Below are 15,934 nucleotides of genomic sequence, written 5' to 3'. Positions count from 1 at the left end.
CACGAGCCCTCGCACCGAACTGGAGAAGACCATGTCGGACACCCCTACGTCGGCGAACGAACAGAAGCTCCTCGGCTATCTGCGCAAGGTCACCACCGACCTGCAGCAGGCCCAGGCCCGGCTGCGCGCCGCGGAGGACCGCGACCAGGAACCCGTCGCGATCGTCGCCATGGCCTGCCGCTTCCCCGGTGGCGTCCGCGACCCCGAGGACCTGTGGCGGCTGCTCGGCGACGGCGGTGACGCGGTCTCGGCGTTCCCCGCCGACCGGGGCTGGGACCTCGCCGCCCTGCACGACGACGACCCGGACGCGGAGGGCCGCACCTACGTCGAGCGCGGCGGCTTCCTGGACGACGCCGGCCGGTTCGACCCGGCGCTGTTCGGCATCTCCCCGCGCGAGGCCCTCGCCATGGACCCGCAGCAGCGGCTCGTGCTGGAGACCACGTGGGAGGTGTTCGAGCGGGCCGGCATCGACCCGCTGTCGGTACGGGGCCAGCGGATCGGCACCTTCCTCGGTGCGAACCCGCTCGACTACCGCTCCGGGGTCACCGAGGTGCCGGAGGGTTTCGAGGGGCACCTGATGACCGGCGCGGCGGCGAGCGTGGTCTCCGGGCGGGTGGCGTACACGTTCGGTCTGGAGGGCCCGGCCATCACCCTCGACACGGCGTGCTCGTCGTCACTTGTGGCACTGCACCTGGCGACACAGGCGCTGCGCCAGGATGACTGCACGCTCGCCGTCGCCGGCGGTGTGGCGGTGATGTCGACGCCCGCCGAGTTCGTCGGGTTCAGCCGGCAACGCGGGTTGTCCCGCGACGGCCGCTGCCGGGCCTTCTCGGCCGACGCCGACGGCATGGGTCTCGGCGAGGGTGTGGCCGTGCTGCTCGTCGAGCGGCTCTCCGACGCCCGCCGACACGGGCACCCGGTGCTCGCCGTCGTCCGCGGCTCCGCGATCAACCAGGACGGTGCCTCCAACGGCCTCACCGCGCCCAGCGGCCCGGCCCAACTGCGCGTGATCGAGGCCGCGCTGGCCGACGCCCGGCTCGCCCCGGACCAGGTCGACGCGGTCGAGGCACACGGCACCGGAACCCGGCTCGGCGACCCGATCGAGGCGCAGGCCCTGCTCGCCGCGTACGGCCGGACCCGCCCCGCCGACCGGCCACTGTGGATCGGATCGCTCAAGTCCAACATCGGTCACGCCCAGGCCGCCGCCGGCGCCGGCGGGGTGATCAAGATGGTCCAGGCGATCCGGCACGGTGTGCTGCCCCGCACCCTGCACGCCGAGGTCCCCACCCCCGAGGTGGACTGGAGCAGCGGTGCGGTCCGGCTGCTCACCGACGAGGTGCCGTGGCCCGGCTCGGGCCGTCCGCGCCGCGCCGGTGTCTCCGCGTTCGGCATGAGCGGCACCAACGCCCACCTCATCCTGGAGCAGGCCGAGAGCGCGCCCGAGGCGCCGCCGGTGACGCCGGCCTTCGGCGAGCCGGTCGCCTGGGTCGTCTCCGGTCGCACCGCGGAAGCCCGCCGCCGCCAGGCCGCCCGCATGCACGACTTCCTGGCCGGCGCCGCCGCCGACTCGGCCGGCGGCGACCTGGCCGGCGCCGATCCGGCAGATGTCGGCTGGTCGCTGGCGACCACCCGGGCCGCCCTCGACCACCGGGCCGCGGTGATCGGCACCGGCCGGGCGGAGCTGCTCGCCGGCCTGGCCGCGATCGCCGACCCGGCGTCCGCCCCGGCCGCCGACACGACGCTCAGTGGGGCGGCCGTGGCCGGCGCGGGACGGCCGGTCCTGGTCTTCCCCGGGCAGGGCGCCCAGTGGAGCGGCATGGCGGTCGAGCTGGCCGCGGCGTACCCGTCGTTCGCGGCGTCCCTGCGTGCCTGCGCGGACGCGCTGCGCCCGCACGTGGACTGGGATCTCCTGACCGAGCTCGGCGGCGACCTCACCCGGGTCGACGTGGTGCAGCCCGCCTCGTGGGCGGTGATGGTGTCGCTGGCCGCGCTGTGGCGTGAGCACGGCGTCGAGCCGGCCGCCGTTGTCGGCCACTCCCAGGGCGAGATCGCCGCTGCCGTGGTGGCTGGCGCGTTGACGCTCGCGGACGGCGCCCGGATCGTCGCCCGCCGGAGCCGCGTCATCGCCGAGCGGCTCGCCGGCCACGGCGCCATGGGCTCGGTCGCGCTCGGCCAGGCGGAGGTGGCGCAGCGGCTGGCCCCGTGGGCGGGCCGGCTCGGCGTCGCGGTGGTCAACGGCAGCCGTTCCACAGTCGTCGCCGGCGAGCCCGCGGCGCTCGACGAGTTCCTCACCGCGGCGGCGGCCGACGGCGTGCGCACCCGCCGCCTGCCTGTCGACTACGCCTCACACTCGCCGGCCGTCGACACGATCCGGCCGGAGCTGCTGGCCGAGCTCGGTGAGATCCACCCCCGGGCGACCACCGTCCCGCTCTGGTCCACCGTGCGGCCCGGACCCATCGACACCCTGATGATGGACGCCGACTACTGGGTCCGCAACCTGCGGCAGACCGTCGAGTTCGAGGCCGCCACCAGGCTGCTGCACGACGCTGGACACACGGTGTTCATCGAGGTCAGCGCCCACCCGGTGCTCACCGGCGCGATCGAGGAGACGGCCGGGACCGACGTCGTCACGGTGGGCTCCCTGCGCCGCGGCGACGGCGGCCGGGCCCGCTTCCTCGCGGCGCTGGCCGAGGCGTACGTGCACGGCGTCGCGGTCGACTGGGCGCCCTCCTACCCGGGCCGGCGGACCGTGCCGCTGCCCACGTACGCGTTCCAGCACAAGCACTACTGGCTCGAATCGCCCGCCTCCACCACCACCCGGCCCACCGTCACCGGTGACGCTGAGGTGGACCGCTTCTGGGCTGCCGTGAACGGCCGTGACGTCGCCGCTGTCGCCGGCATGCTGAAGGTCGGTGACACCGAGACCCTCGACGCGGTGGTGGACGCGATGTCCGGCTGGCACCGCGAGCGCGGCCGGCGCGCCGCCCTGGACGACCTCCGCTACCGCGTCGACTGGCGGCCGGCCGGTGCCGTGGCACCCGGTGCGCTGGCCGGCACCTGGCTGATGGTCGTGCCGGAGCGGGCCGCGGACGGCGAGTTCGCCACCGGGGTCGCCGCCGCGCTGCGCGACGCCGGCGCCGACGTCGTCACGCTCACCGTCGCGCCGGCCGACGCCGACCGTGGCAAGCTCGCGGTCCGGCTCGCCGAGACCCTCGGCGACGGCACCGGCCTCGGCGGCGTGCTCAACCTCTGGGCGCTGGAGACCGCCGACCACCCCGACCGGCCCGGCGTCCCGGTCGCCGGCGCCGGGACGATGTGCCTGTTGCAGGCGCTCATCGACTCCGGTCTGCCGGGCCCGCTGTGGTGCGTCACCCGGGGCGGCGTCGCGGTCGACGACGCCGACCCGCTGGCCGATCCGGTGCAGGCGCAGCTCTGGGGCATCGGCCGGGTCGCCGCGCTGGAGAACGCCCGCCTCTGGGGCGGCCTGGTGGACCTGCCCGCCGTGGCGGACGCCGGACAGCTCGCCGGGGTGCTGCGCCGCACCGACGGCGAGGACCAGCTCGCGGTACGCGGCGACCGGGTGCTCGCCCGCCGGATGGTCCGCGACCGGCTCCCCGACCGCCCGCCGGTCCGCAATTACCATCCGCGTGGCACCGTCCTGATCACCGGCGGCACCGGGGCGCTCGGCCGGCTGCTCGCCCGCTGGTTGGCCGCCAACGGCGCCGAGCACCTGGTGCTCACCAGCCGCCGCGGCCCGGACGCGCCGGGGGCCCGGGAGCTCGCCGCCGAACTGGGCGAACTCGGGGTGCGCGTCACGAACGCCGCCTGCGACATCACCGACTACGACGAGCTGTCCGCAGTGGTCCACCGGGTGACCGCGGACGGGCCGCCGATCACCGCCGTCGTGCACACCGCCGCGCACATCGACCTCGGCTCGCTCGAGGAGACGACGATGGAGCAGTACGCCGACACGTACGCCGCGAAGGTGGCCGGCGCGGAGAACCTGGACCGGCTGTTCGACGCCGACACCCTCGACGCGTTCGTGCTGTACTCGTCGATCGCCGCGTTCTGGGGCAGCGGCTACCACGGCGCGTACGCGGCCGCCAACGCCCACCTCGACGCGCTCGCCCACCGACGCCGGGCCCGTGGACTCACCGCCACCTCGGTCGCCTGGGGCGTCTGGCGGCCGGTGGACATCCAGGAGAGCTACGTCGCCGAGCGGATGGCGATCAGCGAGCGGGCCCAGGCCCAGGGCCTGCCGTTCCTGGAGCCGGACCTGGGGGTGGCGGCGCTGATGCAGGCGCTGGACAACGACGACACGTACGTGGCGCTGGCGAACATCGAGTGGGACCGCTTCGTCTCGCTGTTCACCATGGCGCGGCCCACGCACCTGCTGGACGAACTGCCCGAGGCGGTCCAGGCGATACGCCGGCAGGACGAGCCCGCCGAACCGGACGAGGCAGCGGACGCGTCACCGCTGCTCCGGCAGCTCACCGGCATGCCACCCGCCGACGCCCAGCGGCACCTGGTGGACCTGGTCCGGGACCACGCCGCCGCCGCGCTCGGCCACGACGGCACCGCCGAGGTGGCGGCGTCCCGGGCCTTCAAGGACCTCGGGTTCGACTCGCTGACCTCGGTCGACCTCCGTAACCGGCTGGGCCGGGCCACCGGTCTGCGGTTGCCGGCCAGCCTGGTGTTCGACCACCCGACCCCGGCGGCCATCGCCGCCCTGCTCCAGCGGGAACTGCTGGCGGAGACCGTGGTCACCGCCGAATCGCTGCACGCCCAGATCGACCGGCTGGAGACCGCGCTCGGCGGCGTGACGCTCGACGACCTGGAACGCGGCCCCCTGGCCGACCGGCTGCGCGGGCTCCAGGAGCGGTGTGCCGCCGGTGCCGGCGCAGCGTCGGCCGGCGCCTCTGTCGCCCAGCGGCTGGAGTCGGCCTCCGACGACGAGATGTTCGATTTCATCCGGCGCGAGCTGGGCCGTTCCTGACCCGGCGGGCCCCCGTACGACCTCTCAGACGACACCCTCGGCGACCTTCGCGGGAGACACCAGTGGCAAGCAACGAAGACACCCTCCGTGACTACCTCCGGTGGGTCACCGCCGACCTGCACGAGGCCAAGCAACGGCTCCGGACCCTTGAGGACGCGGCCCACGAGCCGATCGCGGTGATCGGCATGGCCTGCCGCTTCCCCGGCGGGGTGGCCTCGCCGGAGGACCTCTGGCGGATGGTGCTCAACGGGGAGGACGCGGTCTCCGGGTTCCCGGTCGACCGCGGCTGGGACGTCGACGGCCTCTACGACCCCGACCCGGACGCGCCCGGCAAGTCGTACGTGCGCCACGGCGGGTTCCTGCACGACGCCGCGCAGTTCGACCCCGACCTGTTCGGCATCTCGCCGCGCGAGGCCCTCGCCATGGACCCGCAGCAGCGGCTGCTGCTGGAGACCTCCTGGGAGGTGTTCGAGCGGGCCGGCATCGATCCGCAGTCGGTGCGGGGACGCCGGATCGGCACGTTCATCGGCGCGAACCGCCCGGACTACGCGAACAACCTCGCCCGCGTGCCGGACGGTATGGAGGGCCACCTGCTCACCGGCAGCAACGCCAGCGTGGTCTCCGGGCGCATCGCGTACACCTTCGGGCTGGAGGGGCCGGCGGTCACGCTGGACACCGCGTGCTCGTCGTCGCTCGTCGCCCTGCACCTGGCGAACCTGGCGCTGCGCCACGGTGACTGCGGCATGGCGCTGGCCGGCGGTGCCGCGGTGCTGTCCGGCCCGGAGGGTTTCGTGGCGTTCAGCCGCCAGCGTGGGCTCTCCAAGGACGGCCGCTGCAAGGCGTTCGGCGCGGGAGCCGACGGGCTCGGCCTCGCCGAGGGCATCGGCGTCCTGCTGCTCGAGCGGCTCTCCGACGCCCGCCGCAACGGGCACCCGGTGCTCGCCGTGGTCCGGGGTTCCGCGGTCAACCAGGACGGCGCCAGCAACGGGCTGAGCGCGCCGAACGGGCCGGCCCAGCAGCGGGTGATCCGCCAGGCCCTGACCAACGCCCGGCTCACCGCGACCAACGTCGACCTGGTGGAGGCGCACGGCACCGGCACCACACTCGGCGACCCGATCGAGGCGCACGCGCTGCTGGCCACGTACGGGCAGGACCGCCCGGCCGGCCGGCCGCTGCACCTGACCTCGTTCAAGTCGAACATCGGCCACGCCCAGGCGGCCGCCGGTGTCGCGGGTGTGATCAAGACCGTGCTCGCCCTCCAACACGGGGTGCTGCCCCGCACCCTGCACGCCGACGAGCCGTCGCCGCACATCGACTGGACCGCGGGTGACGTCTCGCTTGTCACCGAGTCGGCGCCGTGGCCGGAGACCGGCGATCCGCGCCGCGCCGGCGTGTCGTCGTTCGGCATCAGCGGCACGAACGCGCACGTCATCCTCGAACAGGCCGGAAGCGACGACGTCGCCGACGAGCCGGACGCCGCGCCGGCCGTGGGTGGGGGAGTGGTGCCGTGGCCGCTGTCCGCGAAGACCGCCGACGGCGTCCGGGCCCAGGCCACCCGCCTGCTCGACCGTCTGCGCGACGATCCGGAGTGGACTCCGGCGGGCGTGGCCCGGCCTCTGGCCGAGCACCGGGCGAAACTGGAGTACCGGGCGGTGGCCGTCGGCGCCGACCGGGACACGCTGCTGTCCGGCCTACGGGCGGTGGCCGGCGGAACCGCCGCGGCCGAGGCGGTGTCCGGTCCCGGCGTACGCGGCGACCGTGCCGTGTTCGTGTTCCCCGGCCAGGGCGCGCAGTGGTCCCGGATGGGCCTGGACCTGGCGGCGGCGTTCCCGGTGTTCGCCGACGCGCTGCGGGAGTGTGCCGACGCGCTGCGCGAGGTGACCGGCTGGGACCTGCACGAGGCCCTGGCCGGCGACCTCGCCGACGTCGACGTCGTGCAGCCGGCGTCGTGGGCGGTGATGGTGTCGCTCGCCCGGCTGTGGGAGTCGTTCGGCGTCAGCCCGGCCGCGGTCATCGGGCACTCCCAGGGCGAGATCGCCGCCGCCGTGGTGTGCGGCGCGCTGTCGGTCGCCGACGGGGCCCGGGTGGTCGCGTTGCGCAGCCGGATCATCCGCGAGCGGCTGGCCGGCTCCGGTGCCATGGCCTCCGTCGCGCTCTCCGCCGAGGAGGCACGGGGCCGCCTGGCCGGGTACGCCGGCACGGTCGCGGTCGCCGCCGTCAACGGCCCCCGCTCGGTGGTGCTCTCCGGCGAGCCCGCCGCGATCGACGAGGTCTCCGCCGCGCTGGCGGCCGACAACGTGCGCGTCCGGCGGGTTCCGGTGGACTACGCCTCCCACTCGCCGCAGGTGGCCGCCCTCGAAGCCGAGCTGCTGACCGCCCTCGACGGGATCAGCCCCGGCGAGTCGCGGATCCCGTTCTTCTCCGCGGTGGACGGCACCACGATCAGCACGGCCGGCCTCGGTCCCGCCTACTGGGTGCGTAACCTGCGGCAGGAGGTCCGCTTCGAGACCGCCGTACGGGCCGCGACCGGCGCGGGGCACAGCATCTTCGTCGAGTGCGGCGCGCACCCGGTGCTGTCCTTCGGCATCACCGAGACCGCCGACGCCGCGGGCGTCGAGGTGGCCGTGGTCGCCTCCCTGCGCCGCGACGACGGGGGCCCCGGCCGGTTCGTCACGTCGCTCGCCGAGGGATTCACCGCCGGTCTGCCGGTCTCGTTCGCGCCGCTGTCCGGCGACGCCGCCACCGTCGACCTGCCCACGTACGCCTTCCAGCGCGACCGGTACTGGCTGGAGGCACCGGCCGGCGACCCGCCGGCCCGGACCGCCGATCCGGCCGAGGACCGGTTCTGGCAGGCCGTGGAGGACGAGGACCTGCCGTCGCTCGCGGAGTCGCTGGACACCGGTGCCGACGACCTGCGCCGGGTTCTGCCGGCCCTGTCCACCTGGCGGCGTCGGCAGCGGGAACGCTCCCGCCTCGACTCCTGGCGGTACCACCTGACCTGGCAGCCGTTGCCGGACGCCGACCGACCCACGCTGACCGGCACGTGGCTGGTCGTCACGCCGGACACCCCGGCGGCCACGACACTCGCCGCGGACATCGACGCCGTGCTGGGCGAGCACGGCGCCGAGGTCCGCCGGGTCACCGTGGACGCCGTCACCACGACGCCGGACGCGCTGGCCGCCGCGCTGGGCGAGGCGGCCGTCGACACGACCGTGGCCGGTGTGTTGTCGTTGCTGCCGCTCGACACCCGCGACCACCCCGGCTTCCCGGCGCTCACCGTGGGTACCGTCGCCACGCTCGCGCTGGTCCGCCGGGTCGCCGAACACGCGCCCTCGGCGCTCCTGTGGACGGTCACCCGGGGTGCGGTCGCGGTCTCCGCCAACGACCCGCTCGACGAGCCGGACCAGGCACACACGTGGGGCGTGGGCCGGGTCGCCGCGCTTGAGTACCCGGAGCGCTGGGGCGGACTGGCCGACCTTCCGGAAGCGCCGGACGGCACCGCTCTGCGCCGGCTCGTCGCGACGCTCGCCGCCACCGACGGCGAGGACCAGATCGCGATCCGCGCCACCGGCCGGCTCGCCGCCCGGCTCGCCCGCGCCACCCGTCCGGCGGGGCCCGGCGACGCGTGGCAGCCGCACGGCACCGTACTGGTCACCGGCGGCACGGGCGCGATCGGCGCGCACGTGGCGCGCTGGCTGGCCCGCTCCGGCGCCGCGCACCTGGTCCTGACGAGCCGGCGGGGCGCGGACGCGCCCGGTGCCACCGAGCTGCGCGACGAGCTGACCGCCCTGGGCGCCGAGGTGACCCTGGCAGCCTGCGACGTCGCCGACCGGGACGCGCTCGCCGCGCTGCTGCGGTCGCTGCCGGCGGCGCACCCGCTGACCGCCGTGTTCCACGCGGCCGGCATCACCGACGACACCATTCTGGACACCCTCACCCCGGAACGCGCGCAGACCGTCGCGGCCGCCAAGTCGCTGTCCGCCCGGCACCTGCACGAGCTGACCGCCGATCTCGGACTTGACGCGTTCGTCACGTTCTCGTCGTTCGCCAGCGTCTTTCCCAACATCGGGCAGGCGAACTACGCCGCCGCCAACGCCTATCTGGACGCCCTCGCGCAGCACCGCCGCCGGGCGGGGCTGCCGGCCACCTCGGTGATGTGGGGTTCGTGGGGCGGCGGCGGGCTGGCCGACGGCGCCATCGGCGAGCGACTGCGCGCCGCGGGTGTCCCTCCGATGGACCCGGACGCGGCGATCGCCGGGCTCGCCGACGCGCTGGCGGGCGACGAGACCGGGCTCGCCGTCGTCGACATCGACTGGGCGAGGGTCGCGCCCGACGCCGCGTCGGTGCGGCCCTACCCGTTGATCACCGGCATCCCGGAGGCCGCGCGTGCCATCTCGGCCGCCAGCGCGGGGCAGCCGGAGACCGACGGCGACGGCTCCGCGCTGACCCGCCGGCTGGCCGCGCTCAGCCCGGCGGACCGCGACCGTGAGTTGCTGACGCTGGTCCGGGAACAGTCCGCGGCGGCGCTGGGCCACCGCAACGCCGACACGATCCCGGCCGGCCGCCCGTTCAAGGACCTGGGTGTCGACTCGCTCATCGCGGTCAACCTGCGCAACGGCGTCAACGTCGCCACCGGGCTCAAACTGCCCGCGACGCTCGTCTTCGACCACCCGACCCCGCAGGCGCTGGCCCGGCACCTCACCGAGCGCCTGTTCGCCGGCGAGGCGGCGGGGCCCGTCGCGGCGGCGCCGGCCACCGCCGCCGCGGACACCGAGCCGATCGCCATCGTCGGCATGGCCTGCCGGCTGCCCGGCGGCATCACGTCACCCGAGGAACTGTGGGACCTGGTGGTGAACGGTCGGGACGCGATCACGCCGTTCCCGGACAACCGCGGCTGGGACATCGACCGGCTCTACCACCCCGACCCCGACGTGCCTGGCACCACGTACGTGCGCGAGGGTGGTTTCCTGCACGACGCCGCCGACTTCGACGCCGCGTTCTTCGGCATCTCGCCGCGTGAGGCCCTGGCGATGGACCCGCAGCAACGGCTGCTGCTGGAGACGTCGTGGGAGGCCGTCGAGCGGGCCGGCCTCGACCCGGAAACGCTTGCCGGCACGCCCACCGGCGTGTTCATCGGCGCCGGGCACCGCGGTTACGTCAACAGCCTCGAACAGTTGCCCGAGGGCGCCGAGGGCTACGTGATGACCGGCAACGCGTCAAGCGTCGTCTCCGGCCGCATCTCCTACACGTTCGGCTTCGAAGGACCGGCCGTCACTGTCGACACGGCCTGCTCGTCGTCGCTTGTCGCGCTGCACCTGGCCGGCCAGGCCCTGCGGCAGGGCGAGTGCACGCTCGCGCTCGTCGGCGGGGTCGCGGTGATGCCGAACGCCGAGGTGTTCGTCGAGTTCAGCCGCCAGCGGGGGCTGTCCGCCGATGGGCGGTGCAAGGCGTTCGCGGCCGCCGCGGACGGTACCGGCTGGGCCGAGGGCGCCGGTGTTCTGGTGGTCGAGCGACTGTCCGACGCGCGCCGCCACGGGCACCGGGTGCTCGGGCTGGTCCGCGGCACCGCGGTCAACCAGGACGGCGCGTCCAACGGGCTGACCGCGCCCAACGGCCCGTCGCAGCAGCGGGTGATCCGGCAGGCGCTCGCCGGCGCCCGACTGTCCGCGGCGGATGTCGACGCCGTCGAGGCGCACGGGACCGGCACCCGGCTCGGCGACCCGATCGAGGCACAGGCGCTGCTGGCCACGTACGGGCAGGATCGCGACCCCGCCCGCCCGCTGCTGCTCGGCTCACTGAAGTCGAACATCGGGCACACCCAGGCGGCGGCCGGCGTTGCCTCGGTGATCAAGATGGTCATGGCGATGCGTGCCGGCGTCCTGCCGAAGACCCTGCACGTGGACACTCCCACTCCCGAGGTCGACTGGGAGGCCGGCGCGGTCACCGTGCTCACCGAGTCGACGCCGTGGCCGGACACCGACCGGCCGCGCCGGTGCGCGGTCTCGTCGTTCGGCGTCAGCGGCACCAACAGCCACATCGTGCTGGAGGCGGCGCCGGCCGAGCAGCCGGTCCCGCCGGCCCCGGAGCCGCCGGTGGTGGCGTGGCCGGTGTCGGCGCGCTCCGCCGAGGCGCTCGGTGGCCAGTTGAGCCGGTTGCGCGGGTTCGTGGCGACGGCCGGGGTGTCGAGTGTGGACGTGGGCCGATCCCTGGCGGCGACGCGGCAGGCGTTCGCCCATCGCACGGTGCTGGTCGGTCCGGATCTCGGTGAGGTGTCCGGTGTGGTGCCGGAAACCGGCCCGGACGGGGTGGGTTTCCTGTTCGCGGGCCAGGGTGCGCAGCGGCTCGGGATGGGACGCGACCTGGCGTCGTCGTTCCCGGTGTTCCGGCAGGCGTGGGACGAGGTCTGCGCCGCGGTGGACGCGGAGCTGGGCCGGTCGTTGACCGAGGTGGTGTGGGGCGAGGACGCGGATCTGCTGGCCGAGACCCGTTTCGCGCAGCCCGCGCTGTTCGTGTTCGAGGTGGCGTTGTTCCGGCTGCTGGAGTCGTGGCGGGTGCGCCCCTCGGTGCTGGCCGGTCACTCGGTGGGTGAGGTCGCCGCCGCCTGCGTCTCGGGTGTGTTGTCGACTGCCGACGCGGCCCGGCTGATCGTGGAGCGTGGCCGGTTGATGCAGGCTCTGCCGCCGGGCGGGGTGATGCTGTCGGTCGCGTTGCCGGAGACCGAGGTCGCCCGTTTCGCGGGCGTGTCGGTGGCGGCGGTCAACGGCCCGTCGTCGGTGGTGCTCTCCGGCGACGGCAGCGTGCTCGCGGACGTCGAGGAAACCCTCAGGAACGAGGGGGTACGCGTTCGCCGCCTCCGCGTGTCGCATGCCTTCCACTCGGCGCTGATGGAGCCGATGCTCGACGACTTCCGCGACGTCGTGTCGCGGATGAGCTTCGCCACGCCCCGCATCCCGGTCGTGTCCACGGTGACCGGTGCGGTGGTGAACGGTGAATGGTCGGACCCGGAGTACTGGGTGTCGCACGTACGGCAGACGGTCCGTTTCGCGGACGCCGTCCGGGCGCTGCCGCCGCTGCGTACCGTGCTGGAGGTCGGCCCGGACGCGACCCTGACCGGCCTGGCCGGGCAGTCCGATGTGGACGGCATCGCGTTGTGCCGCAAGGATCGGGCGGAGGACGTGTCGGTCGTGGAGGGCGTCGGCCGGGCCTGGACGGTGGGGATCGTTGTCGACTGGGCGGCGATGAACCAGGGTGGCCGGCTGGTCGATCTGCCCACCTATGCGTTCCAGCGGGAGCGCTACTGGCTGCCGAAGGCGACAGCCACCGACCCGGCGGCGCTCGGCCTCGGGGCGGCTGGGCACCCGCTGCTGGGCGCGGCGGTGTCGATGGCCGACGGTGGTGGTGTCGTTCTGACCGGCCGGGTGAGCCGGTCGGCGCAGTCGTGGCTGGCCGAACACGAGATCGGCGGGCGCGTGCTGGTGCCGGGCACCGCGTTGGTCGAGATGGCGATCCGGGCCGGTGACGAGGCCGGGTACGACCGGCTGGACGAGCTGACCCTGCGGGAGCCGATGCTGGTTCCCGACGGCGGCGCGTTGCAGGTCCAGGTGGTGGTGGACGGGGATGGCCAGGTCCGGGTCCACTCCCGCCCGGACTCCACGGTAGAACCGTCGTGGACCCTGCACGCCACCGGCGCGCTCAGCGAGAGCGGCGCACCCACCGCCGCCGGACCGGTGCCCGTCGCGCCGGCCGCCTGGCCGCCGGCCGACGCGGAGCCCGTCGACCTCACCGGCTTCTACGAGCGGCTGCACGCCGCGGGCTCGGCCTACGGCCCGGCGTTCCAGGGCATGCGCGCCGCATGGCGATCCGGCGACGACGTGTGGGCCGAGGTCACCGCACCGGCCGACCTCGACGTCACCGGCTACGGCATCCACCCCGCGCTGCTCGACGCCGCCCTGCACCCGGTCGCCCTGGCCGGCGCCGCCGGCACCGGCGGGAGGCCGATGGTCCCGTTCTCCTTCGAGGGTGTGCACCTGCACGCCACCGGTGCCCGGACCCTGCGGGTACACCTCACCGCCGGTGTCGGTGACACCCTCACCGTGACCGCCACCGACCCGGCCGGCGCGCCGGTGGCGACAATCACCACGCTGACCCTCCGCCCGATCGCCGACCCGGCCACCGCGCCCGTCGCCAACCTCTACCGGATCCGGTGGACGCCCGTCGGCCGCACCGGCGAGGCGCCGGCCGGCGTCGCGGTCCTCGACGGCGACGATCCGGCCGCACTGGGTACGCCGATCCCGCAGTTGGTCGTCACCTACGTGGACCCGGACGGCGAGGCCCGCGACGCGGTGCACCGCACGCTCGCCCTGCTCCAGCGGTGGCTGGCCGACGAACGCGTCGCCGACGCCACCCTCGCCGTGGTGACCCGTGCCGGGCTGCTCTCCCACGCGGCCGCCGCGGGCCTGGTCCGCAGCGCGCAGACCGAGAACCCCGGCCGGTTCCTGCTCGTCGACGCCGACGAGGACCGGCCCGCCCCGGACCGGATCGCGGCGGCGTCCGCGACAGGTGAATCCGAGATCCGCCTGCGCGGCGACGAGTTCCACGGTCCCCGGCTCATCCCCGCCGCCGGGCCGGACACCCTGCCCGTGCCGGACGCCGCCGACTGGCGGCTCGCCGTCCGCGGCGGCACCGGAGCCCTCACCGACCTGACGCTCGCGCCCCGCGAGGAGTCTCCCGACGCCGGCCTGCGGGCCGACGAGGTCCGGGTCGCGGTCCGCGCGGCCGGGGTGAACTTCCGCGACGTGCTGATCGCGCTCGGCATGTATCCCGGCGACGCTCCGCCGGCGCTCGGCAACGAGGCCGCGGGTGTGGTCACCGCCGTCGGCCCCGGCGTCACCGACCTGGTACCCGGGGACCGCGTCCTCGGCCTCATGCCGGACTCCATCGGCCCGATCGCCCGTACCGAACGCAGCTTCGTCACTCCGCTGCCCGCCGGGTGGTCGTTCGAGACGGGCGCGTCGGTGGGTGTGGTGTTCGCGACCGCGTGGATGGGTCTGGTGGACATCGCCGGTGTCGGCCCCGGCGACCGGGTGCTGGTGCACGCGGGCGCCGGTGGGGTGGGGATGGCCGCGGTGCAGGTGGCCCGGTCGCTCGGTGCCGAGGTGTACGCCACCGCGAGCCCCGGCAAGTGGGAGGTGTTGCGGGGTCTGGGCCTGGACGAGGAGCACATCGGGTCGTCGCGGTCGGTGGAGTTCCGGGACCGGTTCCTGGTGGCGACCGGTGGCCGGGGGATGGACGTGGTGCTGAACTCGCTGGCGGGTGAGTTCGTGGACGCGTCGCTGGACCTGTTGCCGCGTGGTGGCCGGTTCGTGGAGATGGGCAAGTCCGACATCCGTGACGCGGAGACGGTCGCGGCGGCCCGCCCGGGGGTGCGATACCGGGCGTTCGACCTCATCGAGGCCGGCCCACGGCGGATCGGCGAGATTCTGCGGCAGGTCGTCGAGCAGTTGACCGCCGACACCCTGCGGCCGCTGCCGGTGACCTCGTGGGACGTGCGGAGGGCGCCCGAGGCGTTCCGGTTCATCTCCCAGGCCCGGCACGTGGGCAAGGTGGTGCTGACCGTGCCGCCGGCCTGGGACCCGGCCGGCACGGTGCTGATCACCGGCGGCACCGGAACCCTGGGCGCCGCGCTGGCCCGGCACCTGGTGACCACGCGGGGGATGCGCAACCTGCTCCTGGCCGGCCGGCGGGGCCTGCGGGCCCCGGGTGCCGCCGACCTCCGGGCCGAGTTGGAGGCCGCCGGTGCCGAGGTGACGGTGGCCGCCTGCGACGTGAGCGACCGCGACCAGGTCAAGCAGTTGCTGGCCGGTCGCCGGGTGACGGCAGTCGTGCACGCGGCGGGGGTGACCGACGACGCGGTGCTCGGATCGTTGACGCCGGAGCAGGTCGACCGGGTGTTGCGGGCCAAGGTCGACGCGGCGTGGCACCTGCACGAGCTGACCGCCGGGCACGACCTTGCCGCCTTCGTCATGTACTCCTCGATCGGCGGAGTGTTCGGCGGGGCGGGGCAGGGCAACTACGCCGCGGCCAACTCCTATCTGGACGCCCTCGCCGCCCACCGGCACGAGCGGGGGTTGCCGGCCACGTCGCTGGCCTGGGGACTGTGGGCCGAGGAGAGCGGCATGACCGCCCGGCTGGGCAACAGCGACCGGGTACGCGCCGACCGCTCCGGCGTCCGCCCGATGCCCACCGCCCAGGGCCTGGCGCTGTTCGACGCGGCCCTGCGCCTCGGTGAACCGCTCGCCGTACCCGTCGACCTCGACCTGGCGTCGTTGCAGGCCCGCGCTCGTGACATCACCAGCGTCCCCGGCCTGTTCCGGTCCCTCATCCGGGTCTCCTCCCGGCGGACCGCCGGCGACGCGGGCGCGACGGACGCGCAGGAGTTGCGGCGGCGGCTCGCGGCGGCCTCCGGCGACGAACGACGCCGCCTCGTGCTCGAACTGGTCCGCGAACAGGCCGCCGCGGTACTCGGTTTCACCGACACCGCCGCCATCCCGGCCGGCCGGCCGTTCCGCGACGTCGGGTTCGACTCGCTGACCGGCGTCGAACTCCGCAACCGGCTCAACACCGCCACCGGCCTACGCCTGCCGGCCACCGCGGTGTTCGACCACCCCACGCCCACCGAACTCACCGATCACCTGATCACCCACCTCGACCCCGCCGAGGCGGCGCCCGCCGGCATCGAGCAGTCCGAGATCGAGTTCCGGCGGGCACTCGCCGACATTCCCCTCTCCGCGTTGCGGGACGCGGGTGTGCTCGGCGCCCTGCGCCGGCTGACCGGGTTCGACGACTCCGCCGCCGAGGCGGAGGCCGACGTCGCCGCCATCGCCACGATGGACGTCGCCGCACTCGTCGACATGGCGCTGAACACCAAGGACTCCTGAA

At 75.0% G+C, this 15,934-nt stretch carries 2 protein-coding genes; both read left to right on the top strand.

Going from position 1 to position 15,934, the window contains the following annotated elements; all coding sequences use genetic code 11:
* The first annotated feature begins 31 nt into the window (after positions 1–31).
* Positions 32–4,996, top strand: coding sequence for a type I polyketide synthase (locus ACGFIW_RS24675; RefSeq protein WP_393320009.1), 4,965 nt, complete (start codon positions 32–34; stop codon positions 4,994–4,996).
* Positions 4,997–5,058: 62 nt separating this feature from the next.
* Entirely contained in the window at positions 5,059–15,933 is a 10,875-nt protein-coding gene (locus ACGFIW_RS24670; protein ID WP_393320006.1) for a type I polyketide synthase, read from the top strand.
* Position 15,934 lies beyond the last annotated feature (1 nt).

The sequence above is a fragment of the Micromonospora sp. NPDC048935 genome (genome assembly GCF_043197875.1).
GTDB lineage: Bacteria > Actinomycetota > Actinomycetes > Mycobacteriales > Micromonosporaceae > Micromonospora.
Note: the sequence above shows the minus strand (reverse complement) of the source record. Positions and strands in the feature narration are given on the sequence as shown.